Source organism: Pseudomonas sp. FBCC-B545 (assembly GCF_059134095.1).
This window is the reverse complement of record NZ_CP101441.1, coordinates 2,881,249-2,896,155: the sequence shown is the minus strand read 5'-3', so window position 1 is coordinate 2,896,155 and position 14,907 is coordinate 2,881,249. Positions and strand designations below refer to the sequence as shown.

Annotated in this window: 15 protein-coding genes; 7 read left to right on the top strand and 8 right to left on the bottom strand. The window is 56.4% G+C overall.

All coding sequences use genetic code 11. The features are described from left to right. The first annotated feature begins 142 nt into the window (after positions 1–142). Complete coding sequence (locus tag NMB39_RS13390) at positions 143–724, top strand: DUF6630 family protein (protein WP_494339082.1); 582 nt, start codon at positions 143–145, stop codon at positions 722–724. A 169-nt stretch (positions 725–893) separates the two neighbouring features. Here NMB39_RS13390 and NMB39_RS13385 read toward each other — a convergent pair whose 3' ends face one another. The 4 genes from NMB39_RS13385 to curA all read right to left on the bottom strand — a co-directional run bounded on the left by NMB39_RS13385 (position 894) and on the right by curA (position 3,310). Next, positions 894–1,193 (bottom strand): hypothetical protein, encoded by a 300-nt coding sequence (locus NMB39_RS13385; RefSeq protein ID WP_057024052.1) that lies wholly within the window; start codon positions 1,191–1,193, stop codon positions 894–896. Between the two features lie 106 nt (positions 1,194–1,299). After that, a complete protein-coding gene (locus NMB39_RS13380) occupies positions 1,300–1,662 on the bottom strand; it encodes a VOC family protein (protein WP_198721427.1) in 363 nt (120 codons plus the stop codon). A gap of 112 nt (positions 1,663–1,774) precedes the next feature. Further along, on the bottom strand, positions 1,775–2,221 hold the full coding sequence (locus NMB39_RS13375; RefSeq protein ID WP_057024054.1) for a GNAT family N-acetyltransferase: 447 nt from the start codon (positions 2,219–2,221) through the stop codon (positions 1,775–1,777). Positions 2,222–2,278: 57 nt separating this feature from the next. Further along, positions 2,279–3,310: an NADPH-dependent curcumin/dihydrocurcumin reductase gene (gene curA / locus NMB39_RS13370; RefSeq protein ID WP_057024055.1), complete on the bottom strand. Its 1,032-nt coding sequence runs from the start codon at positions 3,308–3,310 to the stop codon at positions 2,279–2,281. Between the two features lie 135 nt (positions 3,311–3,445). Here curA and NMB39_RS13365 point away from each other — a divergent pair, with 135 nt between their 5' ends. The 4 genes from NMB39_RS13365 to NMB39_RS13350 all read left to right on the top strand — a co-directional run bounded on the left by NMB39_RS13365 (position 3,446) and on the right by NMB39_RS13350 (position 8,190). Beyond that, a complete protein-coding gene (locus NMB39_RS13365) occupies positions 3,446–4,033 on the top strand; it encodes a TetR/AcrR family transcriptional regulator (protein ID WP_046068320.1) in 588 nt (195 codons plus the stop codon). A 236-nt stretch (positions 4,034–4,269) separates the two neighbouring features. Next, positions 4,270–4,710 carry a bleomycin resistance protein gene (locus NMB39_RS13360; protein WP_494339083.1) on the top strand — a complete coding sequence of 147 codons (441 nt, stop codon included), beginning with the start codon at positions 4,270–4,272 and terminating at the stop codon, positions 4,708–4,710. Positions 4,711–5,512: 802 nt separating this feature from the next. Then, entirely contained in the window at positions 5,513–7,135 is a 1,623-nt protein-coding gene (locus NMB39_RS13355) for a methyl-accepting chemotaxis protein (RefSeq protein WP_057024057.1), read from the top strand. Positions 7,136–7,437: 302 nt separating this feature from the next. Then, positions 7,438–8,190, top strand: coding sequence for a methyltransferase domain-containing protein (locus tag NMB39_RS13350; protein WP_057024058.1), 753 nt, complete (start codon positions 7,438–7,440; stop codon positions 8,188–8,190). Positions 8,191–8,300: 110 nt separating this feature from the next. On the opposite strand, the gene NMB39_RS13345 is transcribed toward NMB39_RS13350, so the two are convergent. The 3 genes from NMB39_RS13345 to NMB39_RS13335 all read right to left on the bottom strand — a co-directional run bounded on the left by NMB39_RS13345 (position 8,301) and on the right by NMB39_RS13335 (position 11,343). Next, on the bottom strand, positions 8,301–8,993 hold the full coding sequence (locus NMB39_RS13345) for a PA1136 family autoinducer-binding transcriptional regulator (RefSeq protein ID WP_231989027.1): 693 nt from the start codon (positions 8,991–8,993) through the stop codon (positions 8,301–8,303). Between the two features lie 23 nt (positions 8,994–9,016). After that, entirely contained in the window at positions 9,017–9,895 is an 879-nt protein-coding gene (gene hchA, locus NMB39_RS13340; protein ID WP_494339084.1) for a glyoxalase III HchA, read from the bottom strand. A 233-nt stretch (positions 9,896–10,128) separates the two neighbouring features. Next, entirely contained in the window at positions 10,129–11,343 is a 1,215-nt protein-coding gene (locus NMB39_RS13335; protein ID WP_057024061.1) for an aldose 1-epimerase family protein, read from the bottom strand. Positions 11,344–11,808: 465 nt separating this feature from the next. Between NMB39_RS13335 and NMB39_RS13330 the strand changes: the two genes are divergently transcribed. Beyond that, on the top strand, positions 11,809–13,170 hold the full coding sequence (locus tag NMB39_RS13330; protein ID WP_231989057.1) for a basic amino acid/polyamine antiporter: 1,362 nt from the start codon (positions 11,809–11,811) through the stop codon (positions 13,168–13,170). 77 nt (positions 13,171–13,247) lie between these two features. Next, a complete protein-coding gene (locus NMB39_RS13325; protein WP_057024063.1) occupies positions 13,248–13,790 on the top strand; it encodes an Hsp20/alpha crystallin family protein in 543 nt (180 codons plus the stop codon). Positions 13,791–13,852: 62 nt separating this feature from the next. On the opposite strand, the gene NMB39_RS13320 is transcribed toward NMB39_RS13325, so the two are convergent. Continuing rightward, positions 13,853–14,749 (bottom strand): universal stress protein, encoded by an 897-nt coding sequence (locus NMB39_RS13320; RefSeq protein ID WP_494339085.1) that lies wholly within the window; start codon positions 14,747–14,749, stop codon positions 13,853–13,855. Positions 14,750–14,907: the final 158 nt, after the last annotated feature.

The window sequence follows — 14,907 nt, the reverse complement described above, 5'->3', positions numbered from 1 at the left end:
CACTGACTGGTTTTCTGGCAACTACACCAAAAGCCAGCTGGCACGCCGTTTTAACGTCAGTCGGCCACTTGCCATCCCGGGTTTTGAAATGCTCATGTAGTATTTAAACGCGATGTTTTCCTCACCGGCATAAGGGACTGGCATGGGCATTTTAGATCGGCTTTTTGGTGGGCGCTTTACCATGCCTCCACCCGAGGAGATAAACCTCAGCGCTTCAGCAATCATGAAGGAACTGCGCCCCGAGCGAAGCGATTCCGGTCAAAAAAAAGCACTGGAGGCTTTTGCCTGGGCACTGGTAGCGTTCATTCCGGAAAAAGAAGGCGCCAGACTTGTTAGACGTGTCATGCGTAGGTACGCAATGGGGGACGACGCACCCAGTGCTCTCACGGAGGGATTCCTGAATGACCCAAAGGGACAAAAACTTGAACACCTTCTCCTTAGCCTGGATTGGAGAGGCTACGACGTATTTGAGTATCAAGCGCCCTATCTGGTCAGCGCCAGTGGTGTGAAAGTACCCTACGCGTGTGTGCGCGAAGGCGCCTCATCAATGCCAGAGGTGCTCCACAACTTTGATCATTGGCTGGCGCGGTTCGGTAAACGTTACCTTCACCTGGACACCGGCGGTGAGAATTACGACGGTGTCATTGTTGACGCTGATCGGCTGGGAGCGATTACTGAGCTGGCTGGACGAGCTGGAATCAACGTCAGTCTTGAGAGCTTCTAGCGAAAGCACGCCCTCCTTCCATGACCGCTCAGTGCGGACTGGCAGTCGGACGCACCACAAAAAAGCCCATCGCAATTGAGCGGTGAGTACAGTGGCCAGTTCGGGTGTCCGCCATCCAAAGACACCAACCGGGCTCGCCGCCTTGCGTGAACGTCTAAAGAGCGGCCCACTATCGATGAGTATCCACTTCTTCGGCCGGATAAAACTCGCCCTTCTTCCCCATCTTTTCCAGCCGTTCGCGCGCGATCAACTCAACGCTGGCCACTGCGGCCTGATCGTCAGGGTTAACCAACTGCAAGCACAGGCGTCGCACATTCTGATCGTGGGTGCCCTCGCTGAGCATTTCGTGGGTGAAGACTTGTTCGCCACGCCATAGGCATAGCTGGGTATGCGTGCCGCCGAGCCATATCTCGTTGATGGATCTAAGGTCAGTGGTAGCCAGTTGATCCACAGTGATTGTCTTGTCCATTGCCCTGTACCTTACCCATGAGTAGATACAGGTAGACTTCCAGGCACAGTCGGTCGTTCCCGGCGTGTGCGGTTCAACTTCGCCAATGGACAGTGACGTCGAAGGTTTAAGGCTCAGGATCAGCTGACCACACCGCCAGCTCGTAGCCATCTGGGTCGATGAAGTGAAAACGGCGTCCACCTGGGAATGAGAAAACCTCACGGCTGATCGTAGCGCCCGCTGCTTTGAGCCTGAGTTCGGTTCGGTCCAGATCGTCGGCATAGAGAATGACTAAAGGACCTCCCGGCCTCACCGGCTCTCCCGTGGTGAATCCACCGGTCATACGACCGTCGCTGAACTCGCAATATGTCGGGCCATAGTCCACGAAGCTCCAATCGAATGCGCTTGCATAAAACTCCTTGCTTCGGGCTATGTCGACGACATTGAACTCGATGTTGTCGATCTGACGGTCTTTTCCTCGGATTCCCATTAACGTTTCCTTGCTGACTGGAAAGAGACAAGCTAAGGGCATAACGATGTCCCTATGCACCGGTGTGAATTGCTCGGCTTGGTGAATGACCGCCGGCCGATAACTGCCCGCCTCAGGTGTCCCCAAGCAACATGATATGGGTGGCGTGGGCATCATCTGTTCGCTTGAAACCACAGTGCGTATAAAACGCGTTTCCTTCAGACGTATCAGTGGAAAGACGCACGATCTGAAACCTGAGCGCGGCACGTGCAACCAGCGCCTTTACTAGCGTCTGTCCCACATGTTGCCCCCTTGACGAAGCTGCGACGTATACCCGTCGTAGTCTAGCCGCATTATTTCCAGCGTATGGATCAACTGACAGACCTCCAATGCCTATCAGTTGCTGGTTCAAATAGGCCCCCATCAGGCACTCGCCGGGGGCGTCAAAGCGGTTTGCTCCAGAGTGCCACTCGGTAATCAGGCGTGTGAGGAACCTGAAACCTTCACCAACGGCCTCTTTTTCCAGCGCCAGGATCTGTGGTGGAAGCTGCGCGATCTGTTGAATCTCAAATCGTTTCATAACACCCCTATCCTGGTATGAGCTCGTTTTAATGGGCAGGGCTTCAGCTAGACCGGTTTACGCCTCACTGACCTGGACAATCGTCTTGCCAAAGTTACGTCCCTTGAGTTGGTCGATCAAAGCTTGCGGTGCGGTATGCAACCCATGGGTAATCTGTTCGCGATAACTCAATTTTCCATCGGCGATCCACTGGCCCGCCTCCTCGAGAAAATCAGCTAGCTGCTCTTGGGCATATTCCGTCTGGATGAAACCACGCAGGGTCAAGCTCTTGCCCATAATCTGCGCCATCGTATTGGAGAGGCGATCGGTGTTTTCCTGGGCGCCGGACGGTTTCTCGTATTGAGAAATAACCCCGCACACAGGTACGCGAGCGTAAGTATTCAAGAGCGGCAGCACGGCATCCCAGATTTTTCCGCCGACACTTTCAAAGTAGACGTCAATTCCGTCCGGGCAGGCTTTGGCCAGTTGTTCCGCGAAGTCTGGCGCGTTGTAATCGGCCACTGCATCGAAATGCAGCTCGTCCTTCACGTAAGAGAGCTTCTGCGCCCCAGTAGTGATGCCTACCGCTCGTGCCCCACGCAGACGGGCGATTTGTCCGACCATAGAGCCGACCGCGCCGCTGGCAGCTGCAACCACTACGGTTTCGCCAGGCTTGGGCTTGCCAATGTTACGCAAGCCCGCATAGGCCGTGAAACCAGTCATTCCAAGCACGCCCAGTGCGGTGGAAGGCGGCGCCAGGTCTGGCTCAAGTCGACGCAGGTCGCTGCCGTCTGAAACAGCAAAGCGTTTCCATCCGGAAAAAGCCAATACCCAAGCACCGATTTGCCAATCGGGGTGATGGGACTCTCTCACACGGGACACCGTAGCACCGACGATGACCTGGTCGATCTCGATAGGATCGTTGTATGACTTTTCAGCCCTCATCCACCAGCGCATATATGGGTCAATGGAAAGGTAAATGGTTTCCAGCAGAACTTCGCGCTCGCCAGGGATCGGTACTGCTACATCCTCAAGACGTAGGTCGGATGGCTTCAAATCTCCATCTGGACGCGCCGCCAATACGACCTGCTGATTCGATAGTTTTGTCATGACATTCTCGCGCTTGGGTTGACCAAATGATGCGGTAGGCAGCTCCCGCCGCACTCACATACAAAATGTATGCGATTAATGTATTAACATACGCACTGCATGTCAATGCATTCATGATCTAGTAAGGAGAGCCTGATGGCGCGACAAAAACGTGCAGATATGATTGCGTCAACGCGCAGCAAATTGATCGCGGCAGGCCGCAAAGCCTTTGCAGAGAAGGGCTACGCCGAAACTGCCATGGAGGATCTGACCGCGGATGCCGAATTGACACGCGGCGCGCTCTATCACCACTTCGGTGGCAAGAAAGGCCTGCTGGAAGCCGTGATTGCTCAGATAGACGAAGAATCCTCGGCGCGCCTACGTGCAGTCGTGGAAACAGCAGATACGCCGTGGGAGGGTTTCGTTGAGGAGTGCGTCGAGTGGATCAAGCTTGCACTCGAACCGGAAATTCAACGTATCGTGCTGCTGGATGGTCCTGCGGTTCTTGGCGATCCGGCGCGGGCTGCCAGCCAAAGCGCGTGCCTGGCCAGCACCATGCACAGCATTCAGGTGTTGATCGATCAGAACGTCATCAAGCCCGTGGATGCACAGGCGACTGCTTACCTCGTCAACGGCGCTGCCTTGAATGCGTCTCTGTGGATCGCGAGTGCGGCTGATCCACACCTGGCATCGACGCAAGCAATCGCCAGCTTTCGTATTTTGCTATCGGGGCTGCTTCGATAGGGGAGTAAGCTTGCTCTCCCTGGAGCCTGACAACCGACCGCTATCTAACTGATACTCTACGATCCAAATGTGGGAGGGGGCTTGCCAGCGAAGACGTCAGCCCAGCAAACATTGATGTTGACTGACCCACCGCTATCGGGAGCAAGCCCCCTCCCACATTTGAATCGCGGCGCATTTGTTGGATACTGACACCTGTCCGCCTGCAGAAATGGGCCTTGTGAAATGGAAGTCATCTCATGTTCGAACGTAACAAACTGGTTCCGGAGTTAATGGTCACCAACCTGCAGAGCAGCTTGGCTTTTTGGGTCTCTTGCCTGGGGTTCAAAGTAGCTTATCAACGCCCGGAAGATGGGTTTGCATACCTTGATTTGAATGGCGCTCAAGTCATGCTTGAGCAGATTGATTCGCACGCGGGTCAATGGCTGACGGCGCCGTTGAGCAGGCCGTTTGGAAGAGGCATGAACCTACAGATTGATATTGAAGCTGTCGCCCCCGTCATCCAAAGACTTGATCAGGCTGGTGTTTCACTCTATCGAGAATGCAAAGACACCTGGTATCGGGCTGAAAATGTAGAAGTAGGTCAGCGAGAATTCATCGTCCAGGATGCCGACGGTTATCTCGTAAGGTTGGTAGAGCGGTTGGGCGAGCGTCCGCTCTCGGTCGAAAATAGTCGTTAGTAAGCGGCAGCTATCGGCTAAAAGCAGACATTAACGTCGGATATAATTGGCGGCAGATAAGCTGGCAAAATCGACCAATTAGACGTTCATGTCGATCAGTCCGCTAGTCCCTCTCATGCTCGGCCAGCCGGCATGAATGTCCCGCAAGTGGGGCAGTCAATACCATCGCTCGCCATTTGCATAACCCCCTCGCACGTTGGGCAAACCTGCCCCGCCATCTCGCATGGAGATCCGAGATGAACTCGCCCCCCATAACCGGGAGCCATCTCTCGCAGCATCGCGGCTCGCGATAAAACGGCAACAGCCCCTAGCGCAGCGCATGCTCACAATTAGCGCGCCCTAGCTCACCCCATACAAAATACTTGTACAGAAATAGCGCTACGCATTTTTACAGGCGCAGGATTCTATCGGCCCAAAGATGGCCTTGGCTGTATCGCCGCCAAACAGTAGTCAGCCCGATAGCCAGACCTCTATTTCTCGCGGCTGCCAGAAATTGGAGGTTACTGACCGCTCATCGGGATCGCATGATGTCATGACGACATCACAGCAAAATAGCTGTACAAGAGTTGTACAAGTATCAACATTTGTACAACTTTTAGCTAGCCAGGAAAGCGCCGCTACTCGTTGCCGTCTAACAAAAGAATACCTGCGCAGGATGCGGACCAAGGGCGAATACATACCCTTGCAGGTGCCCCTGATTGTTCCTCCCATTTCGCAGGTACCTCATGCCATCGCACACTTCCGGGCTCTCTACACGGACCAGTCTCTATGCCGGCTACCTACCTTTCCAAGAGAGTTAAACATGAACGTCAGGAATATGAACCTTGCTCCACGGTCGACCTGCTTCTTCTCACTCATTATCCTGGTGGTATTTGCTCTAGGCATTGTCGCTTTGATGCAAATGGGCAAGCTTAGGGACTCGGAGCAGGTCGTCGAAAATAATTGGATGGCAAGCATCCGTGAAATCGGCAAGATGCAGGTAGCCATCTTTCGTCTGCGCCTTGAAAGCGTCCGCATCGTAACAATCGACGAGCAACAGCGCCAAACCCGCATCGCTGCGTTGAGCGGCTACCGCAGCACGGTGCAGAACACCATTAGCCTTTACGCCCCCCTGATCAGCGGGCCGGCAGAGCGTGAGCTCTACCAGGCAGTGGCCGACGATATTCAGCAGTATTTCAAGCTGCTGGATGAGCTTGAGCCGTTGCTGCGAAGTGGTGATAACGCCGCAGCCATCGTCTTGATCAATACCCGTATCAGTACTATGACCAATGGCCTGCAAGACAAGCTGAACAAGCTCGCAGATTTTAACGATGACGGCGCCAAGCGTGCAGGTCTGGATGCTTCCGCGACTTACAGCAATGGTGTGACACTGGTAATCGGCCTGCTGGTCGCGACCGTCATATTGACCATCGTACTGGCTGCGATGCTGACCCGCAGCATTACGGCGCCGATCAGCGAAGCTTTGGCCGTGGCCGAGCGCATCGCCGGCAGCGACCTGTCCCGGGAGGTAGTGATCAATGGCCGCGATGAAGCCAGCCGCCTGCTCGCCGCCTTGGCGAAGATGCAGAGCAACCTGCGCGAAACCATCGCCCGTATCGCCGATTCCTCCACCCAATTGGCATCCGCCTCTGAAGAGATGAGCGCGGTGACCGAAGAGGCCAGCCGTGGACTAGCGCGACAGAACGATGAGGTCAATCAGGCCGCCACCGCCGTGACCGAAATGAGTGCAGCGGTGGACGAGGTGGCACGCAATGCCGAAGCCGCCGCCCAATCTTCCCGCGAATCAACGGAATTCACCCGCTCGGGGATCGAGAACGTGGCCCAGACCCTAAAGGCCATCGAAGGTCTGGCCAGCAACGTGGCCAGCACTGGTGAACAGGTCAAGGCCTTGTCCGGCAGAGCACAGGACATCAGTAAGGTGGTCGAAGTGATTCGCGCGGTTGCCGATCAGACCAATCTGCTAGCGCTAAATGCGGCTATTGAAGCTGCCCGTGCGGGCGAGCAAGGCCGCGGTTTTGCGGTCGTTGCCGATGAAGTGCGTGCTCTGGCCCATCGCACCCAGCAGTCCACCCAGGAAATCGAACAGATGATCAACGCGATCCAGGACGACTCGACCCAGGCGGTGAGAGCCATGAGCGTCAGCGCCCAGATAGCCAGCAGCTCAATCGCGGTGGCCCAGAATGCAGATCTGTCGCTCAAACAGATCGCCCAGGCCATAGCCCAGATCAACGAGCGCAACCTGCTGATCGCCACCGCCTCAGAAGAGCAGGCTCAGGTGGCCCGCGAGGCTGATCAGAACCTGACCACTATCCGTGAACTGTCAATCCAGAGCTCAGCAGGCGCCAGTCAGACCGCCAGCGCCTGCAGCGAGATGGCCAACCTAGCTATTGAGCTCAATCACTTAGTGGCGCGCTTCAAGGTCTGACACGCGTCGTTGCCTTAGCCTGTGCACACTTTAGTGTCTTCTGCGATGGCGTTCCTGTCGCAACACCTTGCGCAAGGTGAATCGCCCTCAGTTTTCCAGACACATCCAAGGTCTGCAATTGGCCGATTTCTGCGCTGGTGACGGGCAGCAATCGGCCAGAAGCGGACATCCCAGTCCACATACCGCCAGCGTCACACTTCATGCATTGGAGACTCGCCACTGACTGGGTGAAACCTTCTACACTGCCAAAAAGCACGGCAATAAGAGCTTACGCTTACTTATAAACTTATTGAGGCTTAGTAATGTCGACCAACCTACCCGACTTCACCACACGTTTGCTGATCGACGCAGGAATCGCAAAAGGGATGCGAATTCTGGACGTTGGCTGCGGCTCGGGGGATGTTTCATTTCTGTTGTGTAATTTGGTGGAGAATGACGCAGAGATCGTCGGAATCGATCGTGACGCCGCAGCCATCGCCAGTGCACGCCAGCGCAATGCATCACGAAACCACCCTTCGCTGAAGTTTTTGCAGTGTGATGTTTCAGAACTGCAGGACTCTCTCGGCACTTTTGACGCAATCGTTGGGCGGCGTGTCCTGATGTATCAGAAGGATGCGGTGGCAACGATTCGTGCGCTGTCGAGGTACTTGCGCCCCACTGGCATCGTGGTCTTTCAAGAGCACGATACGACGATGGTGCCCACAAGCCTGGATCCCTTCCCTTTGCATAAAACGGCGCAATCCTGGATACAGGAAATGATTGCTCGCGAAGGAGCCGATCTACACATCGGTTTTAATCTGCACGGCATTTTTACACAGGCAGGCTTGACTGTTGAAAGCGTGCGGGCTGAATGCCTGATACAAACACCTGATACACCCTACAACCTTGGCGCCATCGTTCGAGCGTGCTTACCGCGGATCACTGCATTAGGGGTGGCCAGTGCAGAAGACGTCGACATTGAAACGCTGCAAGAGCGCTTGGATCAGGAGCGTTCAGCCTCTTCAGGCATCTACATCGGCGATGTGATGTTCGGAAGCTGGGCACGCAAAGTTTGACTCTTTCAAATGTCGATGCTGCCCCAACGCTTTTGCCAATCTCCGCTCCAGGACAAGCGTCGTGGGCCGTCACCGTGTATTAACTAACGTGTTTTCAAAAAACCTCTTGTTCAACCCTCAATCTCCCCCTTGCGAATCGCAATCCTGACGGCCTGCGCTGTCGTCGCCACCCCAAGGCGCCGGCGCGCCGAGCGCAAGTGATTCTCCACGGTGCGCTCCGATAAACCGAGGGTTGCCGCGATATCGGCCTGGCGCCGGCCGGCAGCCGTCCAAGCCAGCACTTCCCGCTCACGCAGGGAAAGCTTGCCTACCCATTCAGCCACCGGCGGCTCAAGCAGCCTGCGTGCGCAGAAAAAAGCCGCCGTGGCGACCATGCTCAACCCCAGGCGTACTCGCGCCGAGCCGTCCACCCGCTCGCCGCCCAGGCTCATGGCACCTTCAAGCCCTTGCGGACCGAACACCGGCACCTGCAGTCCTTGCACGCCAGGGCCGCTTGGAGCACGAACCACGTGGTAGCGCTCCCCGCCTTTGTCCTGCACCTTGATCCAGAAGAAGGCTTCGCGATTATCCAGCACATGGCGCGTGATCGGGCAGCGACGCACATAGGTCTGGGCATCCACATCCTGGCCACTACCGAACCAATCGCCCTCCACCCAATAGATGCGCTCCACCACTTCTTCACTCGCTGACGAGGCGGAAAACAGCACAAACCGATCATAGCCGTAGGCCTCGGCGAAACCACGCACCGCCTGCTGGATGGCCTCCAGCGTCTGCGCCGCCTCGATAGCGAAAACGGCACGCATCGCCCTCTCCGCAGTGGCCTCAGTCACCCCGCCGCGACCGCTTTGAGCAATGCCTGCGCGGCCAGCTTACCGAGATTGTTGCCTGCAAACGGGCTGTCGCCGGTCAACAACTTGCGATCCTGCAGCGTCGCCCCGGTAATGTCCTGATTGACGATCTCAACCCCCAGCGCTTGCAGTTGCTCGCCGAATTTCCAGGTCAGATGGCCCGGCATATAACCGATATCAGGCGTCGTGGCATCGAGCGCATCGGGAAAGGCGCAGATCCTGTAACCGCTGAACAGATAGGAATCCCTGGACTCGCCCACACCCGCTGCGAGCAGCGCGGCCGGGCCATGACACAGCGAAATCACGAACTTGTCCTTCGCGACCATCCACTCCAGTACCGCCTTCACCTCGGCACTCTGCGGCAAGCCGATCAACGCTCCATGCCCACCGGGGATAAACACGCCGATATAGTCCGAGTCCTCACCCAGCGCATTCTCGATCACCTCGGCCAGCTTGAGCGGGCGCTTGAACTGCTCGCGGTATTTGGCATAAAAGCCCTGCACTTCCACATCTTCGGAAGGCATGGCCCAAAACTCGAACTTCACCGGGTTGCCCGACAGCGTCGCGATATCGAACGTGAAGCCGGCTTTATCCAGGTGATACATGGGCAGCAGGGTTTCCACCGGGTGGTTGCCGGTGGAGAACATCGTGCCGTTGTCGGTGAGCAGGTAACGCTCATCGGCGCCGATCACCAGGACCTTCCAACGCCCGCCCTTGTAGGGGTCGGGGTAGTCGGCGCCACTGAGGTCGGATTTGGGTGAGGTGAACTGGCTGAGGGAATAGGGAGAGGGGAAAAATGCGTTGTTTTCTGCAGGATCCGGGGTGGGTTGCTTGTCGTCATGTTGTTGGGTCGTCATGAGCTTTCCCTCTGAACTGGCTGGGTGTCGAGGCTCATGCTAGTGGGGTGATGGAGGTGCTGCAATGAGGGATTTCCCGCAATGCGGGCCAGAGCCCTGCGTGGGTTTAGCGCATCCATACCGATCAACCGCTCAAGGTCGAGCACGCTGGCTGACCTTGAACAAGCCGAAGGGATCAGACGCGAACAAGTGGCCCAGGAGCTGCAATATCGTCCGCACCGATCCCGCCTGTGTTACCCCTTGGTCAAATCAACCAACGGCGTCTGCCGCACCTCAGTCTCCCGCCCAGCCTGAATCTCGCTCACCTGCTTCAAGGCCTTGTCTACCGCCGCCTTATCCGCCAACAAGCTGTAGCTGATGCGGAACTGCTTGTGTTCCTTCGGCCCAATGGTAGGCACCAGGTTCAGTGGCCGCTGATACCGGCGGTTATAGGAAAAACTCGTCCCCGGCTCCAGCCCTGTGACATAGCCCTGGCCTTGGGTATCGGTGTTCTTCCACAGGGAAAATACCGGCAGTGTCTGCGTATTGAAGCCTACCGAAACGCCCAGGCTGCCGGCCTTGTTATGCAACACGGTCAACGTATCGCCCTTGGCGTCGGCATACGGCACCACGTTGTAAACCGTTTCATCGTAGTCCTTGGTGGGTGCGCGGTAGGTTTGCCAGTCGGCCAGTTCGCCCTTGGCCTTGTCGTTGAACGGCGACACCTGTTTCACCGGCGCAGCGAAACGAGCGCCCTGCTCCAGGAACGGCGTGCTGAAATTACTGTGATACAGCGCCTGGTATTCTTTCGGATAGTCGCCGTTGTTGGTCAGGGTGTCGTTGAGGGCGAACACCACGCTGCCAGCCTCGGTGACCAGTTCGGTCGCGACGGAGAAGTCGACCTTCTTGAAGGCCTGCTCCTTCAGCTCGCCACGCAGGGTGATGGCGTACGGTGGTTTTTCATCGATGTGCAGGGTGACTTTGTTCGCCGGAATGTTGGCGGCCCGACCGTGCAGGGTCAGCAGTTCGCCATTGTCGATGCCGGGGTGGCCGACCCATTCGTATCCGCAGCGGGTGACCAGCTCATTGAAACCTTCCAACCAGCCCAGGCCGCCACGGCCATTGAGTTCAATGAAGGACGGATTGACCACTTCCTTGACCGGCGAATCCCAACCCATGCGCACATCGCCGACCGAGGCCTGCAACACGTTCATCCCGCGTGTCGGCACCACCGAGAGTTTCATCGTGCCGTTATCGATATCGACGATGCTGACGCCCTCCTGCCGACCGCCGTGCAAGGTGCGCAGGGAGACGCTGAAGGGTTTGTCGGTTTGTATGCCGAGTTGCTGGCTGGTGACCTGCCAGTTCTGGGCGGCTTTATCGGTGTCGAGCAGAACGTAATCCCAGGCCATGGCGTGGGAGGTGACGGAGAGTGTGCTGAGGGCGATGAGGAGTTTGAGTGGGGTCATGACGGCAGCCTTTCTTGGAGTTGTGTCAGTTTTATAAACTCGATGAAACGTTTCAGCAAGCTTAAAAAGCGACATATCTCGGGAAAGTGCTAATGAGACTTGGGATACCTCGGCTGGTTGAGTTGATGCCATAGCAGGCATGCTGGACCGAACAAACGTGTTGGACGGCGTGTACGCCTCAGTCGATCCGTGCCGGTTCAAACGCGCGCTTATTTTGACGATTCTGATTTAAATCAAACACACGCAATCGGTTCCCGCAGAAATTGACAGCCATGGTTCTCGCCACCGTATTCGCGGTAAAGCGCACGACCTCTCGTCTTGTGGAGATATCCCATGGCTACCGAGCTGCACGTCCCGCAACCGATTCCTTCCGTCGCGTCACGCCCCACCTTTGCCGATAGTGCGCGAAAGATCGAACCCAAGCGGTTGTCATTAAGCCTGTTGATTGCATTGGTAGTGGGTTCAATGATCGGCAGCGGTATTTTCAGTCTGCCGCAAAATATGGCGGCCAGTGCCGGTGCCGGGGCAATTCTGATTGGCTGGCTGATCACAGGCGTTGGCATGTTGTGCCTCGCGCTGGTTTACCAGATGTTATCCAACCGTCAACCGTCCCTGGATAACGGCGTGTTTGCCTACGCCCGGGAATTGGGCGGTGAGTTTCTTGGGTTCAATTCCGCCTGGGGCTATTGGATCAGTGCCTGGATTGGCAACGTCAGCTATCTGGTGATTCTGTTCGCCGCGCTGAGTTACTTTTTTCCGCTGTTCGGTGAGGGCAACAACAAGGCCGCTATTGTGGGGGCATCCGTGGTGCTGTGGGGCTTGCACTGGATGATCCTCAGGGGCATGCGTACCGCGGCGCGGGCCAATGCGTTGACGACCGTGGCGAAGATCGTACCATTGTTGCTGTTCATCGGCCTGGTGATCGCAGCGTTCCAGCGTGAGACCTTCAGCCTGGATTTCTGGGGCGCTCCCGCGCTGGGCAGCACGCTGGATCAGGTCAAAAGCACCATGCTGGTGACGGTGTGGGTGTTTATCGGTATCGAAGGTGCCAACGTGTTCTCTGCCCGTGCGGCGAAACGCAGCAACGTCGGTCGCGCCACAGTGATTGGCTTCGTGATCACACTGTTGCTGCTGATTGCCGTGTCATTGCTGTCGCTGGGCATTCTCAAACAACCGGAACTGGCAGCCTTGAAAAACCCGTCGATGGCCGGCGTGCTTCAAGCGGCAACCGGTCCATGGGGCGCAGTGTTGATCAGCATTGGCCTGATTATTTCAGTGGGCGGCGCCCTCCTCGCCTGGACCCTTTTGGCCGCCGAGTCTGTGTTTACACCGGCGAAGGAACAGGTTATGCCGGGTGCATTGGCCGTGGAGAACGCCCAGGGCGTGCCGGCCAATGCCCTGTGGGTCACCAACGGTTGCATTCAACTGTTCTTGTTGTTGACGCTGTATTCGAGCGCCAGTTACCTCGCCCTGATCTCCCTGGCCACCTCCATGATCCTGTTGCCGTACCTGTTCAGCGGGCTGTACGCGTTGAAGCTGACCTGGAAAGGCCAGACGTACGCAGGTCATCGTCGCCTGCAGTTGCGTGACCTGGCCATCGCCGCTGTTGCCACCCTTTATTGTCTGTGGCTGTTATACGCCGCCGGGCCCAAATACATGCTGCTCAGCGCGTTGCTCTATGCCCCTGGCACATTGATTTACCTGATGACGTTGCGTACGCGCCAAGGCTGGCATTTCAGCGGCCCTGAAACAGGGTTATTGGTAATTATCTGGGGGGCGGCAGCAGTCGCCGGCTGGATGCTGTGGTCAGGAACACTGACGTTATAGCCACCCTGTTTTTTCCGGGGAGGGCTGATATCCAGCGTTTCTCAGCCCTCCCCCTACTCAAGAGGAGTGTCCAAAAAATGAGCAGTACAGTGAAAAAGATGCCCGTACCTACAGACGATAAAGCCACCCACCCATCTCTCGCCACCGAGCCTTGGCGCCCAATGGAGAAGTTGCGCCAGCAGGTCGACCACCTGTTTGAAGAGTTCAATCGCGGCTCGGCGCTTTTCCCTTTCGGGCGTGGTCTGTTTGATACGGAGCCAGTTTGGCGCCGCGAGCTGATTGGGCACAACCTGCCCGCGGTGGACATCAGCGAGAAGGAGAAAAGCTATGAAATTACAGCTGAGTTGCCCGGTATGGATCAAAAAAACATCCAAATCACGTTGTCCAACGGCAGCTTGATCATCAAAGGAGAAAAGAAAGAGGACAAGGAAGTAAAGCGCAAGAGCTACCACCTGAGCGAAAGGCATTACGGTACGTTCGAGCGAGTGTTTAGCCTGCCCAAAAGCGTCGATGCAGAGAAAATTGACGCGAGCTTCAGTAAAGGCGTGCTACGCATCTCACTGCCAAAGAAGCCCGACGCCATGAAAGCAGATAAGGTCGTAGCCATCAAAGACGAATAACGCTTTACCGAGATGCCCCTTACCATCTCTTGGCAAGGGGTCTTTTTTGCCCATGCTCGGGCTCACGGTTGCACAATCAACAGACTGCACGGCGGATGATTGAATACACGCTCGGCTGTGCTGCCGATGAACAGGTCGCCGCCACGAACATGAGTGGCGCCTAGCACTAAGATATCGAATTCATCCTGCCGGGCGAATTGCTCTATGACCGCGTGGGGGATACCCGTCAGCAGGTGCCGGCGGTTTTCGTCAATGCCGTAGCGTGAAGCAAGCAACTCGAACGCCTCCTCCTGCGCGTCATTGACCGCGTCTCTAAGGCTGTCCTTCAGACTCAGTGTGGGCACACTCCTGGACGTATCGTGCACTACCGACCAGTTGCTGATACTCAGCAGGCTCAACCTGGCACCGCAGGAGGCCGCCAGTGTCGACGCCAGGTCAAGCACTTGCTCATTGACGCCCTGAGTTAGCTCCTCAAGATGGGACAAGTCGATGGCAACGAGTACTTTCAGAGGCTTTGGGTGCCTGGCTTCAGTCACCAGATGTAAGTGCGCCTGACAATCGCGTAGTAACCGCCAGTCCAGTGGCTGGTGAAAGGCCCGCTCAAGTGCAGGCACGTGGTGAGTATCCTTGATCACAAGATCTGCGTGAAAGTCATTCACATAATCGAGTACATGGCCTGGATTTGCTTTAGCCCAGACTACCTCACAGGTCACCTGGGTTCCCGCAAGGCGCGCCTGCTGTTCCAGCCAATGCCGATGCGTTTGCAAATAACCCTCTCGAGCACGAGTCATCGCGTCATGGTCGAACAAGCCTGCTACAGCCAATGCCTCGACGTAATCGAACGCGACTATGTGCAACAACGCTCCGGTGGCGCAGGCCAGTGCCTGCGCGCGGTCGAATGCTGGAGTACGGGTCATTTCGGTCGGTACGATCAATAAAATACGTTTCAGTTTCTGCATCACCGCGATCTCCTGACAACAGCGTTGTGTCTGACTGCAAACCCGACATCCCTGTTCGGACTTCATGCGCAGCTGTGACTGCAGTATCGGATTCGGCCCAGGGCAGACTCTGATCTTTATCAAGTAAATAATGGGCAGCCAGCACTCGTTGCCAGTTC